Genomic DNA, 21601 nt, shown 5'->3' on the forward strand with positions numbered 1-21601 from the left:
AATGGCTGGTGTAGCTCAACTCCAGCACGCGTGGGATGATGAAGGCGAGATCGGATTCGCTGTAGGCGGCAGGATGGGGAGCTGTTTGGCTATAAATTGCGCGAGGGTTAAATATGAGACCTTCGTTCGGCAAACGTAGTCAAGTATCAATGCGTTGGCGTTCGCCAGCAAGGCAGCCCTGCGTCGTGCGTTCTCTGCGCAAAATATTAGGATAGTTTTGTGTCCTACCCCCGAAAAAGGAAAAGCTGTCATGACCATAGTTCGGGTCGTGGTCGCAGTTGTCGCCTCGCCATACCCGATGAGATATTTCTCTCCGGGTTTCCGACTGGTAGCTTCATTTGACGGCACCCAATAAAATGGCACCACCTCATGGTCTGGGTCATTTAACTGCTGAATGGTCAATTCAGGTAAGACGCGATTCCCGCGATCATCACCTCGACTTGAATAGTCTGAGTACCTGTGATTAAATTGGTCGAACATCTTCGCTTCGTAGAGCGGCACGTAACGCTCGATGTGGGCTGCCGCGACGACCGCCCGGGCCGGCCCAGGTGCCGATGCTGCAACTTGAAGGTTCGAGAGAAGGTCATTGCGGTCGTTCTCGGCTGTGGCGAGGAGGTCAGTTTGAAGCTGGCGGCGTGCCGTCACACCCGCTTGTTCTCGCGCTTCTCTCACCCAATTGGTCCCTTCGCGCTGGAATCCTTCCTCAGCCAGTTGCGCGGCGGTGCGAAATGAGCCGCTGTCATTGGACATGTGGAACATCGCCATAAACGACAGGCCCCACGGGTTGCCGCTGTCCTTACCCTCCTCGATCAGCACGGGCACGCGATTATAGATTGTGGCGGTCAGTTCCGCGTCGCGGCGCGAGCGGAAGACCGGTGCGGTTCTGGTGTTCGGGTTAATCTTAGCAATTTCCGGGGGTGAAAGCGTAAAGCGGCGGCGTTCATCTTCAAGTTGTGCGGGGGCGGTGAGGAAGAAGGCGAAATCCGCCGATGCCACGCCGCTGCCGATGGTGAGTAGGCAAAACTTGAAGCTGCGATGGACGCCAGGGAACAGCGGCGCGCTGTTTTCAAAATCAATCAGACCTGCAAGCCGCTGCCTGCTCACTAAATGACCAAAGAAGGGGGCGGTGGTCGCGTCGGTTGCGATGCCGGTCGGCACGATCACTCCTGCCCTTCCACCTTCCCGCGTCAGATTCAGGAAATGCTCGGCAAACAGAGCATAGGTGTTGACGTCGCCGCGACCGGTCCACGGATAGCGCCGCGACGGAGCGGGCCTACGTCCTGCGGGCAGCTTGGTCGGATCTTCATCTTTGGGCGAGGTAAAGAACACGCTCGATGCTTCGGCAAGGCGCTTCGCCAGTTCGAAGGCGTCGACCATCGCGCGCTCATGGCTGCCTTCTTCAGCTTGTGACCATTCGCGGATCATCTTAGTCCGCGCTGCGGCATTGGGCGCATCGGCTATCGCGGTTCCGGCGAAGAATTCCTGTTCCTGTAGCTTGATCCGCTCCCACGGCGGATTGCCCAGCAGCACGTCAAAGCCACCGCGACCTACAACCACGTCGGGGAATTCAAGCGGCCAGTGGAACACGCTGGCGGCATGGGCGGCGCTGTCTATGGCCGCAGCAAGTTCTCCCTCCACCGTGTCGTTGCCAAGCATGGTGCCGCCGGAGATGGTTTTACGCAGGTGGGCGGTGGTGGGGACGAGCGGCTTGGCAAGGCTGGGTAGCTTGGGCTTGGGCAGGAGGAAGGCAGAGACATAGATGTCGCAGGCTTGCCGCAACGTCAGCCAATCGGGCGTGTGGCGAATGCGATCGAACTCGACCGCGCGGGCGGCGACTTCGCGCGGTGTATTCTCAGTCATGCGGTGGAACTTGCGGAACTCGCCCGAAAGCTTGCCCGCATCGAAGGCCAGTTTAAGCAGGCCGGCATCGCGCTCGCTCTTGTTCAGCTTGCGCAGGCCGGTGGCGGTTTCCTTGTCGTCACCTGTGAGTGGCTTGTAGGCCTCATCCGGAATGCCCTCTTCCAGCGCAGCGAGGTCGAAGACGCCCAGCAGCGCGTCGCCACAGCGGATGTTAGCGTCGAGGAAGCCCAAAGGTTGTCCCGGAGACACGGATTCGATCCATAGCGCCACCTTGGCAAGTTCCACCGCCATCGGGTTGCGGTCGACGCCGTGGATGCAGCGGGAAACGACATCGCGCAGTGCGGCCTGCGTCTCTTCCTTGCCAGCATCCTCGTTGCGCAGCTTAGCTACCCGGTCTGCCATGCGGCGGGCAGCGCCGAGCAGGAAGTGGCCGGAACCGCAGGCCGGGTCGATCACCTTGAGGTCGAGGATGGCGGCGACCTTGTCCTCTGGCGTATCGGCATTGGCCTCTGCCTTGTCCAGCACCGGGGCGAGCGAGGAATCGAGCAGCGTTTCGACCAGTGAGTCCGGTGTGTAGTAGGAACCGCTGGTCTTGCGGTCATTGCCCTTGGCCCCGCTGTCGAGCGTGAAGTCGCCGTTGGATTCAAGCTGGGGGCGGATTTCCAGCAGACTTTCGTAAACGCTGCCAAGCTCTTCTGTTTTGAGGTCGCGCCAGTTGATGCGGTGCGTCACGCCATCCTTGCGGATGAAGCCAAGACAGAAGATCGCGGACAGAAAGCGGCGGTTGGGAATGAGCGCATCGTTCAGCGCCGGCGTTTCGCTATTCGCGAATAAGCCGCCGAGAGCAGGTAGGCCCAGCAGATCCTGGCCATGTTCCAGATTGGAAAGCGTGACCTTCATCGCCTCCCACGCATCGTGGTGCCCATCGCGGGCGACGCGGCGACGCGAGCGTTCGCGCCAGAAGGTGAAGGAATAGCTGTTGGCATAGAGGCTGCGTGCCGCCTGCGGTGTGCGGCGAGGGTGCAGCAGATCACGGTCCTCGGCCACGGCAAGAAAGATCAGGCGATAGACGGTGCGGAGAAGCTCCCCGAACAGCGATTGCAGAGGGAGCGCACCGGAGCGAATGCGTTCAACCAGTCCGGGATTGGCCTCTACCAACCCCTGCCCCAGTTCGAACAACGCCTCCTCCACGTTACGGCGCAGGTCGGTACGGGCTTGGATGCCCTGTTTCATCCCCTCTTCGCGCCACTGTTCCAGCGGGCTTTCAGAAGGCGGCGCGCCCGCTGTACCAAAGCGTGTTGCGTGAGCGATCAGCCACCATGCAGTGAAGTCCGCGAATATCTCGTCGCGGAACATTGCGCCAAGGTCCGCCTCGATCCACGCCGGTCGGGTCAGACTGGCATTGTCGCGCATCAGGCGTACACGGTCACCGGCAAAGACGATGCCCCACAGTGCATGGTCTGTGGCGTTGAGCCAGTCCTGCAACAGTGAAACAGGGCTACGGCGCGGGCGTCCGCCCTCCCCGTCCCCGAACTCGGGCTGCGCTTTGTTGAAGGCGTCGGCGCCGACGACCGGCGCGGCGACGACGACGGGAACACGGCCATCCTTGGCCTCCCAGGCCAGGCGATAGCGGCGGGTGCCGTCCTGATGCTCGACCGGGCCGGCAAGATCGGTGAAACCAAAGCACTGCGTCAGGAGAGTTTGGGCGAACTGCGCGGTTTGTGTGACAGTGGGAGTATCGATCCGGTCATAGTCTTTCCAGATATGCTGGCCGATGCGGAAATAGCGCGAAATCTCATCGCCGAGGCCGGTGCCCTTGGGGCAGCCATAGCCCTCGGCGGTTTTCGCTGTGCGATCGGCAGCGACGATCTTCTGCACCTGTTCGGGCGCGATCAGCCCGCCCTCGATGGTGACGGCGACAAGGCCAAGTTCGGCGGCTCTGGTGGAACGGCCCATCAGTTCGCCTCCGGCACGAGGACATAGAGGCCGATCACGTCGGCAGGCAGAACGGCTTCGACTTCGGTGGTGGCCCCCTCGCCCCGTGTGGCGAACTTCACGCGGTCATGATCCTCTGAAAGCTGGGCGGCGCGATCCTGGGCATAGGCACGGATCGCAGCATCATATTCGGGCAGGCGGGCGAGCGCCTGATCGACCTGCCTGGTGATGACAGGCGGTGCGATGTCGCCGCTGGCATCGGGTTCGAGCAAAGCCAGGGCTTCGGCACCTTGTGCAATGGCGGCATTTTCACCTGTAGCGAAGGCCAGCGCGGTGGCTTCCTCGGCCAGCAGGGTCTTGCGACCGCTAGTCGTCAGTTTGAAGCGCAGGCGCAACAGCAGCACAGTGGTAAGCTTGTTCACCGCCGCAGAGCGCCAGGCACCGCAGCGACCGAGCGTGGCTTTGCCTTCGACACCGCCGGGGTCGAGCGCCCCTTCGGCCATGGTTTCGGCGAGCATGGCGACTAGCGGATGCGTGCGGCCGACATGGGCCACATCGGGTTGCAGCTTGTCGGCAAAGCCGATGGCGCGGGTGCCGGTGAGGTTGCGGGCTGCAAGGCGCTCGCCAAGCTGTTTCGGCAAATCCTCATAGCTGACCCGGTAGTGGCTCCCGACCGCACCGAGCGGCGTATCGATGCGCGCCAGTGCCCGGCGGGTGAACCGCTCCACTTCGTCGGGGCCACCGAGCAGTTCGCGCAGGCGGTGCCATTCGGGGAGAACTTCATCGGGCTTGAGCGCAGCCTGCGCATAGCGCGTCTGACTTTTACGCGCGTTTTCCTCTGCGTCCTTCCACTCCATCTCAAGCCGTTCCTCGGCGTCGCCGAAATCGAACAGACCTTGCGCGCGCGGTTTGCTGGAATGTAGCAGCATCGCCTGCATCAGCGCGTTGGAGACACTGGCGGAATCCTCCGGCACCGGCACGATCACGCCAGTCGCCTGTTGGATGCGCTTCATCTTTTCGGTGATGACCTTGATGACCGCGCCGTCGATGATCGAGTTTGAGCCGAACATCATTACCGACCAGACCGTATCTTCAGGCTGCCCAAAACGATCGACGCGCCCGTCGCGTTGCTGGTGCCGTGTCGGGTTCCAGTTGAGGTCGTAATGGATCACCGCGTTGAACAGTGATTGGAGGTTGATCCCTTCAGACAGACAATCGGTGGCGACGAGGATGCGATTGGGATGATCCACCATCGCCTCGACGCGCCCACGGCGTTCCTCGGGCGTCAGGCGGCCGGTGACGATTTCGACTTCGTGCTTCTTGAACTGGGCGCGCAGCGCTTCGCCCACAGCTTCGGCCGTTGTGATGAAGCGACAGAAGATGACGGGCCGGGCATCCTTCTTGGCCGTCAGGTCTTTCACCTGCCGGACGAGTTCGCGAAATTTGGGATCATCCTCAAAGCGGGCCGCCAGTCCTTCCGCGCGCATGATGAGCGCTTTGAGCTCGGCCAGCTCCTCGCGGTCCAGCGCGGTCGCGGGTTCAATGTCGGTGTCGGCCAGTTCATCACCGTCGTCATCAAAAAGGACTGGCGCGAGTGCGGCTTCCTCCGCCATGCCCCCGAGCCGGTTGCGCAAGGCGCTGAGGGCTGCCGCCGGCGACGAGCCGATGCAGCGCATTAGCGCGAGTGTTCCCCAGAAGGCGAGCCGCCGCGCCCGTTCCCCATCGGCACGGGTTGCGACACCAAGGCAATAATCCAGCACGTCTTCCTGGAAGTTCTGGAAATCGCCTGTCAGCGTGTAGGGCGCATCCGCTTTCATCGACTTCGCAAAGGCGCCCGCATCGCCCCACTTGTCGGCAATATCGGGGCGGCGACGCTGGACAAAGTGTTTGGCGAGCCGGTCTGCATAGCGGCGCCGTGCGTTCTGATCGCCCGCCTCGGGACCACCAGCGAGGTCGCCGTGCAACAGACTGAGCAGACGCGCATAGGCATCCTGATTGCCGCTATGCGGGGTCGCTGTGAGCAGGAGCAGGTGGCGCGTGGCGTCTTCCGCGAGCCGTTCGAGCAGAGCGTAGCGTTGCTGTGTGCCCTTCTCGCTACCGCCAACGCAGGTGTGGGCCTCGTCAACAATGACGAAGCCAGGACAAGCCTGTGCGAAGCTTTCCCGCCGGCTGTCGGCCTTGATGTAGTCGAGGCTGACGACGGTGTAGGGATAGATGCCGAAGATGGTGTCGCCGAGCGCCAGTCCGCGTTCCAGCGAACGGGCGCGCGCCGATGTGACGGCCACGGCATCAATATCGAACTTTTCCGCCAGCTCGCCGACCCACTGATCCACGAGATGCGGCGGACACAACACGGAGAAGCGCTCGACCTCGCCCCGGTCGATCATCTCGCGCAGGATCATGCCCGCCTCAACGGTCTTTCCGATACCAACGTCATCGGCAATGAGCAGCCGTTTCACGTCGAGCCTCAGCGCCATGAGCAAAGGAACGAGCTGGTAGGCGCGCGGCTCGACGCCCAAATGCGCGGCGCTGCGGAAAGGCCCTGCGCCGCGACGGAGAGACAGGCGCAGCGCGTCGGCGAGCAGACGGGCGGCGTCCTGCGTATCGGGTTGATCCGCCGTCGGCAGATCGAAGGTGGCGGGACGAACGGGCATCCGTTCAAGGCTGGGGGCGATGATGATGGCGTCTTCTTCGGACCCCGAGAGGGGCCGCACGCGAACAAGCCGTTCATCCGGCTTACCAAGCACGATCCATTCCCGCCCACGGGCCTGGATCAAATCGCCCGTCTGGAGCTGGCCAGTCTGGAAGGCAGGCAGATTCATGCGGATACTCCGAGCGCCGCGGCAAGGTCAGGCGGCATGGTTTCGTCAGGGGTTACTGGCAGCGCGATCAAGTCGCGGCCAATTTCGGCGCAGCGCGTCACCAGTGCTGGTGGCGGCGGACTGGGCACGGCCATGACCATCAGCCCCGGCCAGCAAAGATGATAGGTCTCGCCGCCAATGGTTTCCGTGGAGGGCGTCGGCGCGCCCCACTGCGCCAGCGCCGCCATCCATGGATCATGCGCCCCGGCACCGGTGGGAGCATAGGCAGGCCAGTCATTCTCGCTGCGCGCTAGCCGATCGAGCACGTCAATCACCGCAGGATCGCGCCGATCGATCAGTTCATGATCTGGTTGGTTATAATAGGACAGCAGGCAGCGGTAACAACCGGCAACACAAGGTTCGTTGGCCTCGACCAGTTCGCCGTTATCGCGACGATAATGCATCAGGTCGAGCGCCACGTCCGCGATGCGATGCCACCGCTCTGCGCCGTCCATCAGTCGCTTGAGAACCCCTGCCCCGCCTTCGGATGCCTCATAGAAGAGGATCGCCTTGCGATCGTCGCGGGTCGGTAACGGCTCGCCCAGAAGCTCGCCGGTTTCCAAAACATGCTCGGTCTCGATGGCGCGGATCAGGGCGTGCTGGAGGGTCGCCATCTGCGCTTCATCGAGGTCGAGCTGGCGATCGAATTGCAGCAGCAGCGCGTTCTTCGTGTCCTCGACCAGAGGCACGATGGTTTGACGAATGGCGCTTTTGGGATCGTCGCCCTCATCCTCACCTTTCGTCTCATTCTTGAGCCAGCGGCCCGAAATTGTGTCGATGTCGAAGCCGGTATCTTCCTTCTTGGCGCGGCGGCGCAGGCCGAGATTGACGCGCGATACGCGAGTCTGCGGTCCGTAGCGCAGTGCCGCCAGCGGGCTGTCGTCGGACTTCAGCAGAAGCTGGTCCTGGCGCATCGGTTCCCACTCGAAAATCGTGCGGATTTCAAAGCCACGCCTCTGACGATCCTCGTCATTGGCGGTAATGCGTGCACCGGGCACGGCATCGACATTCTCGATCCGATAGAGCTTGGAAAGCCGTCCTTCCTCGGTCAGCACATCGCCGCAAGCAATGCAGCGCTCCTGCGTTTCCACGCTATGGGCCGCGCCGCACGAATGACAGCATCGCACAGTCATCGTCGTCAGTTTGTTGTCGGGGGTCCGTGTTCCGGCAGGGAGCTTGGCGCGATTGCAGCGATAGGCCTTGCCTTCATGATAGACGAGGCTATTCGGCCCGAACTCCGCGATCGCCAAGAAGCGCGGACGCTGGAGCACCGTCGATGACTTCTCCCCGTCGATAAAGGCGTAGAGCGGCAAGCGCGGGAAATTATAGCCCGGCAGGAAGCCTTCGGTCGCCAGATAGCGATAGGCATAGAAGTCCGAGCTGGTGGACGATGCGCCTGTTTCCAGCAGTTGCACCTGACGATCGGCCGCTAGATAGCGGGTCCGAGCCTCCTGACGTTCTTGCGCCGACAGCCCGGTTTGATTGCCGAGTTCGCTGGCAGCCTTTCGTTCTTCATGGGCGGAATTGTAGAGTGTTCGCCAGCGTTTGAACGCCGTGTTGAACGCCGTTGCCGCGTTGCTCCAGAGATGGCCGACAAAGTCCGAGGCTTCGCCGATTTCGGCTGCGCCATCCTGTGGCAGGACCGAGGCGACGACCCGCTCGGCACGATCACGGGCGTCGACGTCCGCGCTGGCCACGGCAAAAGCTTTTTGCAGCCGTTCGCAGACCGGCAGATCGGTCTCGGTCATATCGAGGTTTTCCGGGATCGACTTGCCCAGCCCCTCCTGTGCGGCAGCGAGCCATTCGGCATGGACATGCGCGGCAAGAAGGTCGCGATTGAGGAGGTCGATCGCGGGTGCGCGAACGATCCCTGCGACGAGATCGGTCCGGCGTTCGAAATAATATTGGTCGTGCGGACTTTGCGCGGCGCAGTAGGTGATGACCAGCGCGGCCTGGCCGCTACGGCCAGCACGGCCAGCGCGTTGCGCATAATTCGCCGGCGTAGGCGGTGCGTTGCGCAGGTAAACGACATTGAGCTGCGATATATCTACGCCCAGTTCCATGGTGGGTGAGCAATAGAGCAAGGGCAGAAAATCACGCTTCTCATTGAGAACGCGCGCATCGCCCGCAATTTCCTTCATGCGTTCATGGTCGCTCTTGCCGTACCGGAACCGACACTCACGCATTTCGCGCAGGAGGGAATCGACCTGCGCTGTATGCTCGCGCGCTTCGAAGGCCATGGGCAGCCCGCCAGGTGTGGCGAGGCGCGCGGCAACGTCGCTATAGAGCTGGCGGAAGAACGCATTGTCGTGGCTCGGGCTTGGTGTCCCCTCACCTGCACGGAGCTGCAAAGCACTCGGGGCGAGCCGCCAACCGGTGAGCGAACCGGCGGAAAACTGGCGCACGATCTGGTGGCGCGCAGCCGCCATCAACATGGCTTCGATCAACGGTTCGCGATCGGCAAGGGGCAGCGCCCCCGCCAACTTCGCCAATTCTTTGGCAAGGCCGCTCCGCGCGGAAACCCGGATAATCCTGTCCGCCTTGCCGCCCTGTGTGCCGAGCACAAGCGTCGTTTGGCACACAAGATCCTTATTCTCTTCTTCCCGGCTGATTGCCCAGGGATCTTTGAGAAGCTGGCGGGATTTCTGCGCGACCTGCTCAATCTCATTGAGATCGAGGGCATCGACGGCAACGGCGAGGCCTTGCCGCATGGTGTCGAACACCAGACGAAACATTTCGCGCCGAACGTCACTGGAGATTTGCGAAAGCAGCTCGAAGCCACGGCGCTGGCCGTCATTGAGCTGTTCCTGGTCCATGCCGGCGCAGGCGCGATCGTCGCCGGCGAGCATGGTAATACCGGGATATTCGACGCGCAGCAGGTCCAACTGATTCAGGTTGGGATTGGTATAGCGCCAGCCCCGCCGCAGATCGTTCCAGAGGCGATAGGCCAGCACGCGGTTTACCGCCTTCTTGGCCTCGTCCAGCGCCGCGAAGCTGGCCGGGTTCGGATCGAGCATCCATTCCGCTCGGCGATCGACGCTTTCGGGATCGAACCCGAGCGCACGGCGCACGACATCGCCAAACTGCTCATGGCTCAGACCATCCTCACCGGCTTTGAGGACGGCACGCAGCATGGCGCCGCGCAGGAGTGTCACGAAGATAAAGTCGTTGAAGTGTCCCGCCTGGAGTGCGGCATCCTGCCGGTTATCGGTGAAGCCGAGCAGTTTGCGGCGATGCTTTTCAGACGGGATGTGGCCCCGTTCCATCCAGTCGAGGGTCACCGACGTGATGAGCGTCGTGGCAGAACTACGACCTTCGGCGGAGAGGCCTGCCAATTTGTTGATGTCGCGAGCGCCTGGTGGCGGCTGATTGCGGCAATGCGGACAGAAGCGGAATTTACCGGGGAAGAACCACGAGCGAACGCCCTGCTCATCGCGCCGCCCGTTAGCGCCCAGCATCATCAGGCGGCCGTCATGCTTGCCGCGATGCGAGGATTTGAGCCGCAGTTCACCCGATGCCGTCAGCTCAATCCAGTCATCAGGATAATCATCGATGGAACCGGCGAAATTCAGATCACCCTTGGCGTCGGGGATGAGAAACCCGTGCTCCGCACCGCGTTCATCAACCCCGTCCCTTGGGGTCTGATCGATCGGACGCGCGATGACAGTGCCATCATCGTCAATGGTGACGCTATGCACCTCCTGTCCGCATTCGCGGCAAAAGAAGACCGGATAGAGGCGGGCCTCACTATTGTCGCGGTCGAACTTTTCCGCCGCCAGTGCCGCCCGCCGTTTCCCAGCAGCTTCGAGCGTCGCATGGGCGTGGCCAGCGCCGGACAGGAAGCGATGCAGCTTGAACGCCATGAAGGCCTGGTCGCGGTCATCCTTGAAATCGCTCATGGCGATCAGGCGATCCTGGAGAGCCTTGCGGCAGGCCTCCGCCTCGATCCCCGTCTCCTCGGACAGGCGGTGCGACGCATTGGTGAGGGTTGAGGGTTTCGCCCGCTTCAGCGTTTCGCCGACCTCAAGCCCAATATTGGTTTCTATCCAGATCGCGAGGGGATCGACCTTGAACGCCTCAGCGGTGAATGGAACGCCAGCGGAATTGACGATCGCAGATTTAAGGGTCGCCTCGTTAGCGATGCCTTCGGTGCAGCGTCTCAGGCTTTCGGTGATGACATCATCCGGATGCACGGGGCTGCCGAAAAGGGTTGTGCCGACAGACGCCACCGCCTTGCGGCCCGCATCCTCATCCCCGGACGCCATGGTCGCCGAGGTGCCGACGCAGAGCATTTTCTTCGCTCCCATGCGTTCGCGCACCCGTCGCACCAGCAGCGCAACATCCGCCCCCTGTCGGCCGCGATAGGTATGGAGTTCGTCGAGAACCAGAAACTCCAGGCCCGCCATATTGGCGATAACCTTCTGGTCGAGTTCGTCCTGCCGGGTCATCAGCAGTTCGAGCATCATGAAGTTGGTGAGAATGATGTCCGGCTTTTCGTCAGCCACGCGCTTGCGCTCGGCTTCTTTCTCCTGGCCGGTGTAGCGGGCGAATGTCGGCTTCATCCCATCGGAAAGACCGCACTCCCCGATGAACTTCTCCAACTCCTCCTGCTGCGAATTGGCGAGCGCATTCATCGGGTAGATGACGATCGCCCGCGTGCGCTGGGCCTCACCAGCGCGGCGCGCCTTCAGGATGCGGTCAATGATCGGCACAAAAAAGCATAGCGACTTGCCCGAGCCGGTGCCGGTGGTGACGATGTAATTTTTGGCCTGAAGCGCTTTCATGAGCGCTTCGTCCTGATGGCGATGCAGGCTGATCGGGCTGCGTCCGGCTCCTACGGCGAACACCTTGGGTAAATCCGGATCGACCACGCCGTCCTTGGCAAGATCGACGAGGCCGCGGCCTTCGAGGAAATGGGGGTTCAGACCAATCAGGGGTTCGGGCCAGAATTTCTGCCCGGCGTAAATCGCGTTGACCTGTTCGCTAATGTCGTCTGCGCGGATCGAAGTGAACGAACGCGCGAAATTTTCATAACGCTCTATTAGGTCAGTATCGAGATCAAAAACGTTCACGCGTCCCCCTCGCGACATGGCAATCAAGTTTCAGCCAAAACAGCACTTTCCTGTATTTTTCGATACTTAAATTATCATCGCCTTTGTCATTCTCGCACAATGCCCGTACTCGTGAACCAAATCCTACATAACTCCTAAATCGTTCAATGCGAGCGCCAGGCAGCAGGCTCAAAGCTGCACCCGCGTGGCCGTCAAATGCCGGAACGCTCGGTCCCGACAGGTAAGCAAAATCACCTGCATGCGCTGGGAGGCTTCCTCCAGGATCTCGGTCATCAGATCGAGCCGGCCGTCGTCGGAGTAGACCAGTGGATCGTCGAGGATCAGCGAGACCGGCGTTCCTTGCTCCAGCAGCATGTCGGCAAAGGCGAGGCGGGTGAGGACCGCCAGCTGCTCCTGCGTCCCCTTTGAGAGCGTTCCGCAGGCTTCGCTCAGGCCGGATCGCGTGACCGAGGCCAGACCGAGTTCTTCATCGAAGCTGAGGTCGGCGCCGGGGAAAAGGCGCTCGACATGAACGCGAGCGCGCTGGGCCACTGGGCCAACGAAGGTTCGAGATACCTCCGCGCGCGCCTCGTCCAGCACATCCTTGAGCATTTTGACCGTGGCCGCCTCTTCGTCGAGCCGAGCCAGCGCTTGCGTTGCGGCATCGGCTTCTTCGGCTGCAGCTGCGGCCAGGCTCGCCAGGCCCTTGCCACCCTCGCTCTCAATGATCGCCTCAAGGCGGGCGATATCCTTTTCGAGGTCGCTCCGCCGGGTTTGACCAGCCCTTGCCCGGCTATCGATCGTTTCGATCTTGCGGCTGATCGCCTGCACATCATGCGCGGTGGCGTCGCGCTTCGCTTCGGCCAGCTTGACAGCGGCCTGGGCAACATCCTCCCGGGCTTTGGCGATGGCGTCGGCAAGCCCGGCAAAATCGGGCTTTCCTTCGAGCTGAGCGATGCGATCCGATGCATGGGTCTGATCGCGCTCCGCGCCCGCCTGCGCGGCGGCAAGCGGGCGGTCCCTATCCTCTATTTCTCGTAGGTCCTGAACGGCTTGGTCGTGCAAGGTTTCAGCGCGCACTACGACCGTTTCCGCCTCTTCCAGGCGTCGGGTGAGCTGGTCGGTCGAGATCTCGTCTTCATCGGCCGCCGGTGATTCCGCTGGAACACCTGCCACGAACAGCTTGAGCGCATCGGGGCCTGCCGCGAGATCCAACAGCGGCTGCGCCGGCGTGAGGCCGGTAATTTTGGTTTCGAGCAGTTGGACGGTCCCCTGCGCGTCGCGCGCAGTATCGTTTCGCGTCCGGGCCGCAATGAGGTCGGCCACATCCCATTCGGCCAGTCCCAGTTCCTGTCGCTCGAGCAATTCGGCGAGGCGGGCTTCCGCACTGGCTGCCGTTGCCGGCGGACGGATGACGAGGATGCCCCCGCCCAGGGCAATCTGCGTCTCACCGGTCAAGGTGCGCGGGCTTTTTGGTGTCAGGGGCTCGCCGCCTATGGTGATGCCCGTAGCGTCGCCCGTAAGCTCGATAGTGGTAGCGCCGGCATTGACGGCTGCCCGCGCTTCCGCGACAGCACGGTCATTGGCCTCCAGGCGAGCGAACGCCTCAGCTGGAATGACCTGTGCCGCCTGATTGCGGGCATTGGTCAGTTGCTTTTCGAGATCTAGGAGTTCGGTGTGCCGCTGGCGTGCATCGGTGATGGCCGCGTGGCGCTGAAGCCTAGCGAGACGTCCCTCCCCTTCCACAAGCGCCTGACGGGCTTTGGCGCGATCATCTCGCGCCTGGTCGAGCGCTGCTTTCGCCTCAGCCACCTTCGTGCGTCCCGCTTCCAGCTGATCTGCAAGCTGATCGCGATCGGCGGCGATTGCGGTCAAAGATTCGCCAGCGGCCGTCAGCGCTTCCTTCGCCGCCTCATGCTGCGATTGCAGATCGTCGAGACGATCGAGGTTTGCAGAGAAATTCCCATGCTCGGCCTTGCGGGTCTCCAGGATCTGCGCGGCAGCCCTGGCGATCTCCAGAGACTGAACAAGATCGGCGCGCTGTTCTTGCTCGGTCTCGTCCGCCAGCTCCCGCTCGATAACTTTCAGTCGGCCGCGCGCGGTCTCCAGCTCGCCGAAGCTCGTTTCGAGCGCATCGAGCCGCTTGGTCGCATCCGCAGCGGTTTGGCGCGCCTGCTGGTCACGATCCCGTGCCGCTTGCCAGCGCCCCTTCGACTGCGCCTTTCCAGTCGGTGTCCAGTAAATGTCATATTGCTCATCGATCCGCTTCCGGACGCGCTCATAGGCAGCGCCGCCGACGATCGTCCCGACCTCTGCCTCCAGCGTTGCCTGGATGCTGCTGCGCACGATGCTGCCGGGCGCCGTCACTTCGAGCGCCTGCGCCTGCGGAACCCAAAGCAGACCGAGCGCGCCATAGGTGGCCGGGTCACCACGCTGGCTACTATCCTTGACGAACCCTAGAAGCGCTTGCAGCCGATTTTCAGCCTCCTCGCCCTGCGCCCGGCCCTGCGGCCCCGTGACTTCGACTTGGGGGCCTTTGAGAAAGCGTTTGGCGATTTTCCAGCTGTCGGTGCCAATATCGAAACTGACTTCGATTTCTGGCGCGACCGCCTCGCCATAAGGCGCAAAACTTTGGGCGAGCTGATTCTTCGTGGCATGGCGGACGAAGAAAGCCGCACGCAGGGCCTCAAGGATCGTGGATTTCCCACTCTCGTTGGGCTCGATGATGATGTTGAGCCCCTCGCCCAGCCCTTCGATCGTCAGGGGCTCGCGGAACTTGCGAAAATTGTTGAGGCTGATCCGCCGCAGTTGGAGGCTCATGCTTGGCTCCCCCGATGATATTCGACAAAGAGCCGCTCCATCGCGCGCCGCGCCAATATGGCTTCAGTCCCGCCGGCTGCGATTGTCTCGGTGAGTTTCTCAGCCGCTATGCCGAGCAATCCCTCGACCTTGAGATCCGCCAAGTCCTGCTCGCCTGGCCGGCCGACAAGATCGTCCGCCCGGACATCCAGGAAACGGAGACGATGCCGCAGGTCATCTTCGAGCCGCGACAGGATCTCGACGCGGTCGGCAAGGCTCGTGATGCCTGCAAGCGAAAGGCGCAGCAGCGTTGCCGCAGGATCGATAGCCGAGAGCAGCACGTCGCATTCCGCCGAAAAGGCGGCCGTGTCCTGCAAGGTCCAATCCCTGAGCAGCCATTGGAAGCGGCCGGTGCGCACGGGTTCCACCTTTGGCTCCACTCCCGGCGCAAGCTCGATCATCAGGGCATGGCCCGGCTCATCGCGCTGAAATCCGTCGGTTTCGGGGGTTCCGGCATACCAGGTGCGCGGATCGACCTTGAGCGCGCCATGCCAATCGCCGAGCGCCAGATAGTCGAGATTGGACCGCTTCGCGCGATCCGGCGCGATCTGGTTCTTGGTCTCGCCGCGCGCAGTAAAATCGCGGATCGAACCATGAGCAAGGCCGATACGCAGCTTCGCGCCTGGCGTTTCCATGCTGTCGAACAACTCGGTCGGATCGTCGAGATGGTGGCGGTGGAGGAGCGGTGCGGGTAGCAGCCAGAGCCCTGCTTCCATCTCCTGCGCGACGGGCTCGGTGAGCAGGATGATATTGTCCGAGGCTTTGTGACGGACGCGGTCCCACAGTCCGCCGTTGCGGGCATAGTCGTGATTGCCCGGGAGCAGCCACCAGCGGCAGGGATAGCGCTGCATGCGCGAGACTGCCTGGACGATGACCCTATCTTCGGGACCCTCGGTATCGAAGATGTCGCCTGCGACAATCACATGTTCCACCTGGTTGGCGGCAGCGACCTCGCCGATCCGGTCGATGGCGTCGAAGCGCGCTTCGCCAAGCGCCGCGCGCACCTCGGGCTCGAACCGGCCGAAGGGTTTGCCGAGCTGCCAGTCAGCGGTGTGGAGGAAACGCATGGATCAAGATCCCGTACTGAGAGGCGCAGAAAATGGAGGAAGGGCACAGAGCGTGTTGACGAGCCGCATCTGCTCGATGCTGCTGCAGTTGGCCTCGCGCAAGCGGTCGCTGCCAAATACAAGCGCGAGCGCTTTGGCGCGTGAAACCGCGACATTGATGCGGTTGAGCGAGAAGAGAAACTCCATGCCGCGGGCGGTCTCGTCGGCCGAGGATGCCGTCATGGAGACCAGGCATATAGGGGCTTCCTGGCCCTGGAACTTGTCGACCGTGCCGACGCGGATGCTGCCCGGCAGCCCTGCCCGCAGCGCGTTGACCTGTGCATTATAGGGGGCGACGACGATGATGTCGCCGGGGCCGATAGGGCGCGTGGCGCCGTTCTTGTCGGTCCAGCTCCCTTGCAGGAGATTCTCGATTGCCGCGCTGATCGCCGCAACTTCCTCAGCGGCGATCTGGGCATTACCGTCATGAGCAACCGAAACCCAATATGCGCCGGCCGTGGGCCAGGCCGTTCCGGTAACGCTCTGACGCTCGGTATCGCTATGGCTGGCTAGCCGCCCCTCATAGACCTGGTCTGAAATGAAGTCACAAACCGCGGGATGCATCCGCCGGGTCTCGGCAAGAAATATGCCCCGATCGGGAGGGACGGTGGCATACTCGCCCAGCATCCATTCCAGGCATGACAAGTTGGCGGGCGCAGGATGCGCGCCCTGGATGACCTGAGGCAGCTGACGCGGATCGCCGACCAGCACGATATTGCGCGCGGCACGACCCATGGCGACCATGTTGGCGAGGCCCACTTGCCCCGCCTCATCGACAAACAACCAATCGAAGCCCTGCACATTCTCATCGCGCGCGAAGAAGAAGGCCGTGCCGCCGACCACATTGGCGCGGGCGAGGATCAGGTCATCATTGGCCGTGGCGCGGTGAACGGGACAATCGCTGGCATAGCCATCATCGCCTCCGGAAACCTTGTGGGCAAACGACACGGGAAAGGTGCCACCTTCTTCCTCGCTAGCACGCAGGCAGCCGAGCAGGACATTGCGGATCGCTTCATGGCTGTTCGAGGCGACGGCGACCCGATGTCCCGCTTTAACCAGCGCCAGGATCACCCGGGCCGTGACGTGCGTCTTGCCCGTTCCCGGCGGTCCCTGGATCGGGAGCAACGTCTGGTCCATAGTGTGCGCCGCGGCAAAGGTGCCCGCTACCGGTTCCCCGCCGCAGAGGATATCGCCGTCGATGCCGTTCAGGCGCGGGGCGGCGCCCGACAGCAGATCATCGACGGCAGACAAGCGCCGCGGCCCGCATTGATCCTCGATGACGTCGCGCACCGCTGCGGCCAACACCTTGGTATCGAGCGGCCAATCCGGATGCAGGGTCAGCCGATCGGTGAGGAGTTCGGCCCTTGCCACGCCGACCTTCAAGGTGATCGTGCACGCATCGCGATCCAGCGCCTCAATCGCAACGGTTGACGGCGGTCCGTCAATCCCGGGCACAGTGGCCTTGCCGCCTTCGCGCAATTTGGTTTCCTGAGACGGAAAGCGATAGGTGCGCATCACCGAGCGCTTGATGGGTTCGATCCCGGATATCGCCTCGAGTCCCGCCAAGGCGTCGAGATCATCGACAAGCTCTTCCTCATCGCGCGCCGCGCTGTCGAAAACCGTCCACTGAGCAGGCTTGGCTTCACGCTTGTGGAACAGCCCCAGATTGAACAGCAATTCCTGACGCTCTGGAGTCAGAGAGGATGCGGCCAAGCGATCGCGCAGCGCGGTCGTTTCCTCGTCCTCGACCACCTCCTGCTCGGCCGCGTCTTGTGCAAGCACGGGCCAGGGACCATCGGGCCGGATGCCCACTAGCCAATCGCGCAGAAGCTGGGTCGACTGGCAGTCGACCCGATTATAGTCCTCGATTTCGTCGAGGATTTGTTGATCGCCCGTCTCGCGCCAATTTTCATAAGCAACGACCGACCCGCCCGCCGTCTTGACCTCGCCCTCGCGCTTCAAGCCATAAAAGGCCTCCAGCGCCTTAATGGAGTAGCTCGGTTCGGAAGCAATGAGCGCGCCGCGCACGACCGCATAGAGGTCAACAAAGCGCCGTTCGCGCATGAGCCGGTCGAGAAAGGCCTCGCCGATACCATAGCGTGTGGTGAGACGCCGCAGCGCGGTGATCTCATAGGGCGCATAATGATAGATGCGGGCCTCCGGATAAGCCGTGAGGCGATCACGAAAAAACGCAAGCAGCCGTTCGAGCGCTTGCGCTTCGGCGGCATGGTCATGAGCCCAGAAGGCATGGAAACTATCATCGGCCCACACGCCGTGCAGATATTCAAGGCCTCCCTCATAATGAGGGTCGCCCTCGATGTCGTAGAAGAGATCGCCCGCCTGCGGCCGAGGGAGCAGGTCAAAGCCTTTGCCTGGCTGTGCCGGGCGCAACTCGAAGGCGGGTTCGCCGGTTTTGCGCGCGTGCTGCAGTCTGGCCTGGCCGACGAGCTTCTCCGCCGTCGCACTCGCAACGCCGCGCACCGGGCCGTCATGCCGAGCCAGCGCGGCCATGGTTTCGATGCCGGACGCCTCCAACTTCTTCACTTGGCCGCGTGTAATATTGGCGACCTGGAACAGGCTGTCCTGGCTGGTGAGGACGGCGTCGCAATGGTCGGCCCATCGGCACAGCGAACAATCCGCGCAGGGAATCGGCCGCGTTGGCTCAGGGGAAGCAACAAAGGCCTCGAGCTTAGCCCGCGCACCGCGCGCATAATGGGCATAGTCGGCCAACCTCAGCGTCGCGCGCGTGCCATCTCCTAGCTGCACATGCGCGCGCTCCGGCATCACGCCCTGGATCTCCGCCAAAAGGTCGGAATAGAGCACGAGCTGCAGCACATGCTTGGGATGGGCTTTGCGCTTGAGCTTGGTGTCGGTCACTTCGTAGCTGAACGGCCCCAGCAATGATGGTCGCTCGACTCGCTCGAGAAAATCGGACCACCCACCCCAACGCTCGGCGAGAAAAGCCCCTTGAAAGATGATCTGCGAGCCTTGCGCCAAGGCCGCTCGTGTCTCATCCGCGTTCTGTGCAAGATCACCACGCGCAATCTCGACTACCCCGTTGCCCGCGTCTTTCAGCTTCTCCAAATGGGCGGCCTCATGGGCATCGCCTTGTTTCTGAAGCAGCGCGGCATCCTCGGTATCTTCCCGGGGAGTGAGCGGCTCGCCGCGCATATAGGCAAGGTCGAGCGCTGTCGCATGCGCGCAGCCGACGAACCGCATCAGGTCGGTCGCTGAAAACAGGATGGTGGTCCCGATCGTCCTCACTTGGCCCCCTTGATTGCCCAACGCCACCCACGAGGGAATCACCTCGACAGGCGCTACCCTGTTCCTTAGCATGCAAGGGTGTCAATCTCTGACATGGACGTATAATGACTTTCGCCAAGGCCAACGATCTTCTGCGCCTCGCCCAACTCGCCGCCTCGCGGCGTTTGGGCATCAGTCTTGAGGAAATCTCTCAGGAATTCGGTATTTCGCACCGTACAGCGCAGCGCATGACAAGTGCGCTGGAGGATAATTTCGCGAATGTCGTTGTCATGGAGGATGATGATCGCCGCCGCCGCTGGCGCATCCAAAGTCCCATCCCCGAGCGGCTGCAACCGCGCCAGGAAAACACCATCGAGGCCCTGGAAATCGCCGCTCGCGCAGCCCGTGATGAGAACCGGCTCCGCCATGCCCGTGCGCTGGAAGATCTAAGAGACAGCCTGATCACGCGCCTCTCCCCACGTGATGCGCTGCGGTCCGAAGCCGATGCGGAGGCGGTCCTATCCGCGTTGGGCCAAGTGGCGCGGCCAGGCCCAAAGGTCGCGATGAAACCCGAGGTCACCGACGTTCTGATCGAGGCTCTGCGCGGACCGTTCAAAATGCGTATTGTCTATGGCGAGACTGACGCAGAAACCCGGACGGTCGAGCCGCATGGGTTGTTGCTGGGATTGCGCAGCTATCTCGTTGCGCGCCAGGCGGATCGAGGCGAGAATCTCCGCCATTTTCGTCTCGACCGCATTCATAGCGCTGAATGTCTCGATGAGAGTTTTCCCATCCAATCCGGCTTTTCCCTGAACGATCATGCCGCGCAGGCCTTCGGCGCCTATCAGGACCCCGCCCAATATGGCGAGATCGTCTGGCGTTTTCTTCCCGAGGCAGCCTCGCGTGCGGCGGAGTTCCAATTCCACCCCAACCAGTCGGCCGAATATCGGGACGACGGCAGTCTGATTGTCAGCTTCAAGGCCGCAGGCTGGCTGGAAATGGCCTGGCATCTCTATCAGTGGGGCGACAAGGTCGAAGTCCTCGAACCGGCAGGACTCCGGGCGCTGGTTGAAGGCCATGCGCGTCCCGACTTCCCGGCCCTGCCCTGATTGTTCGATTTGTGTCGCCCTTGGTGGCGGCCGTTTTCAATTGAGCTCGGCGAGGAAACTGGTCGCCGTCAATTGGGCATGATCGCTCAAGGGCGGGCGTAGCGTGAAGGCGCTCGGCGCACGGGCGAAATTCCACAGCCGCATGAGGCACCATTCCTCGCGCCTCGTATCGGCGACGGCCAGCTCATTGCGAGAGATATGAAAAGGCGTGCGCTCCCATCCATTGGTGGTCTTGACCTCGATCAGCTTCTCGCGCCCGTCCGCTTCAAAGCTCCGGATATCGAAGCCAAAACCATCGCCATCCTGCACAGATGTCCAGCGGACTTTGTCCGCGAGATCGTCGCGGCCCGCGGCAGATAAATGACGGCGCTCATGATGCAGCACGCATTCTTCACCCGCCTTGCCAAGCGCCCGGTTGCGCGCATCGCGCTCGGCGACATTATATTTGCGGCCGATCGCGGCCATGAACGCTGGATCGATGGGCGACGGTTCGTTGCGCACCGTGGGCGGCGGCCCGATCCGCAGTGATCCTTGCGCTTCCAGTACGTTCAGGGCAGCTCGTGAGAGCCTGTCGGGAGCCAGCCATTCGGGCCGCGCCTCCAACCACCGCAGGACGCCATCGACCAGCGCATTCTGGAAATTGGCGGCCGGCTTGTAGCCCTCGATCCAAGGCTGACCGAGGCCGAGCAAGACCGCGCTGATGTTCTGATGCTTGAACTCGATCGAGCCCTTGCTGCGGTCGATCACGGCCTGAAGATCGCGGTTTCGCGCCGCTTTATTGAAGGAGCGACCAACCAGCTCGTCGGTGAGCATGGCGAAATAGTCGGCGACGATGTGATCAATTTCCTGATCGGACCAGACTTCCGCCACGCCCTACTCCACCACCGGGTAGTTCGGCATCGGCCATTCATGCCCGGCATTGTCCATCATCAGATCGATGAAGATCGGCAGCAAGCAGCCGAGCAGCGCGGCGCCATCCCTGACCTGGGCGCGATTGACATCGCTGTTCCATGTCGAGCCACCATGCACCAGTTGGTTGCGCAGCACATAAAGCCGGTCGAACAGGATCGAGAGAATCCTGGCCGTGTCGTGATCGCGCAATGCGGCGCCTATCGCGCCGCGAGATCGCTCCAATTTTTCTGCCCAATCCGCATAGCCAGGCGCACCATTGTGATGCTGCCAAAAGGGATGGAAGACATAGCGGTTTGCGAGCAGCACCCGGATTTCCTGAGGGAAGCGCTGCCAGACCATGTCGTAGATACGATGTTTGCCATCAAAGCCCACAAGGGTTGCGAAGAAGGCCTGGAACAATCCCCGCTCGCCCTCGGGGATACCAATCACCCGTGATGCTTCAACGTCGCCAGCATAGGCCGCGTTGAAGCCGATCCAGAGCAGGATGAAACGCACATCCTCATCGGTTTGCTCGGCCTCGGCACGGCGCAGCCACGACAGCGCGCGATGCACCCTGAGCGTCAGCGGCTCTGGAAAATCGCCACGCAGCTCGCGCTGCTTGGCCTTCAAGTTCTCATGGTGCAGCGGGCTGCCGGGCGGATAGCGATAGGCCATGACCGATATGG

The 21601-nt window shown here is 62.2% G+C and carries 9 protein-coding genes; 1 reads left to right on the forward strand and 8 read right to left on the reverse strand.

The genetic code is table 11. From position 1 onward, the window contains the following. Nucleotides 1-15 precede the first annotated feature (15 nt). From IE122_RS15040 to IE122_RS15065, 6 genes are all read right to left on the reverse strand, one after another. A complete protein-coding gene (locus tag IE122_RS15040; protein ID WP_229814235.1) occupies nt 16-3816 on the reverse strand; it encodes an Eco57I restriction-modification methylase domain-containing protein in 3801 nt (1266 codons plus the stop codon). Then, nucleotides 3816-6617 (reverse strand): DEAD/DEAH box helicase, encoded by a 2802-nt coding sequence (locus tag IE122_RS15045; RefSeq protein ID WP_189622069.1) that lies wholly within the window; start codon nt 6615-6617, stop codon nt 3816-3818. Before IE122_RS15045 ends, IE122_RS15040 begins: the two co-directional genes overlap by 1 nt. Further along, entirely contained in the window at nt 6614-11728 is a 5115-nt protein-coding gene (locus IE122_RS15050; RefSeq protein ID WP_189622070.1) for a DEAD/DEAH box helicase family protein, read from the reverse strand. The genes IE122_RS15045 and IE122_RS15050 overlap by 4 nt, the downstream gene beginning before the upstream one ends. Nucleotides 11729-11896: 168 nt before the next feature. Continuing rightward, complete coding sequence (locus IE122_RS15055; RefSeq protein ID WP_189622071.1) at nt 11897-14527, reverse strand: AAA family ATPase; 2631 nt, start codon at nt 14525-14527, stop codon at nt 11897-11899. Continuing rightward, nucleotides 14524-15633 (reverse strand): metallophosphoesterase family protein, encoded by a 1110-nt coding sequence (locus IE122_RS15060; RefSeq protein ID WP_189622072.1) that lies wholly within the window; start codon nt 15631-15633, stop codon nt 14524-14526. The genes IE122_RS15055 and IE122_RS15060 overlap by 4 nt, the downstream gene beginning before the upstream one ends. A gap of 3 nt (nt 15634-15636) precedes the next feature. Continuing rightward, entirely contained in the window at nt 15637-18936 is a 3300-nt protein-coding gene (locus IE122_RS15065; protein ID WP_189622073.1) for a TM0106 family RecB-like putative nuclease, read from the reverse strand. Nucleotides 18937-19040: 104 nt separating this feature from the next. Between IE122_RS15065 and IE122_RS15070 the strand changes: the two genes are divergently transcribed. Beyond that, nucleotides 19041-20024 carry a helix-turn-helix transcriptional regulator gene (locus IE122_RS15070; RefSeq protein ID WP_189622074.1) on the forward strand — a complete coding sequence of 328 codons (984 nt, stop codon included), beginning with the start codon at nt 19041-19043 and terminating at the stop codon, nt 20022-20024. Nucleotides 20025-20060: 36 nt separating this feature from the next. Here the strand turns inward: IE122_RS15070 and IE122_RS15075 are convergent, their stop codons facing one another. Next, nucleotides 20061-20894: a protein NO VEIN domain-containing protein gene (locus IE122_RS15075; RefSeq protein ID WP_229814237.1), complete on the reverse strand. Its 834-nt coding sequence runs from the start codon at nt 20892-20894 to the stop codon at nt 20061-20063. A gap of 3 nt (nt 20895-20897) precedes the next feature. After that, nucleotides 20898-21590, reverse strand: a complete 693-nt coding sequence (locus IE122_RS15080) for a HEPN domain-containing protein (protein ID WP_189622075.1) — start codon at nt 21588-21590, stop codon at nt 20898-20900. Nucleotides 21591-21601: the final 11 nt, after the last annotated feature.

This window comes from Novosphingobium colocasiae (assembly GCF_014652555.1).
Classification (GTDB): domain Bacteria; phylum Pseudomonadota; class Alphaproteobacteria; order Sphingomonadales; family Sphingomonadaceae; genus Novosphingobium; species Novosphingobium colocasiae.

Coding starts and splice junctions, on each gene's coding strand:
- IE122_RS15040 (WP_229814235.1), bottom strand. CDS start 3,816: ATGGGCCGTTCCACCAGAGCCGCCGAACTTGGCCTTGTCGCCGTCACC.
- IE122_RS15045 (WP_189622069.1), bottom strand. CDS start 6,617: ATGAATCTGCCTGCCTTCCAGACTGGCCAGCTCCAGACGGGCGATTTG.
- IE122_RS15055 (WP_189622071.1), bottom strand. CDS start 14,527: ATGAGCCTCCAACTGCGGCGGATCAGCCTCAACAATTTTCGCAAGTTC.
- IE122_RS15060 (WP_189622072.1), bottom strand. CDS start 15,633: ATGCGTTTCCTCCACACCGCTGACTGGCAGCTCGGCAAACCCTTCGGC.
- IE122_RS15070 (WP_189622074.1), top strand. CDS start 19,041: ATGACTTTCGCCAAGGCCAACGATCTTCTGCGCCTCGCCCAACTCGCC.
- IE122_RS15080 (WP_189622075.1), bottom strand. CDS start 21,590: ATGGCCTATCGCTATCCGCCCGGCAGCCCGCTGCACCATGAGAACTTG.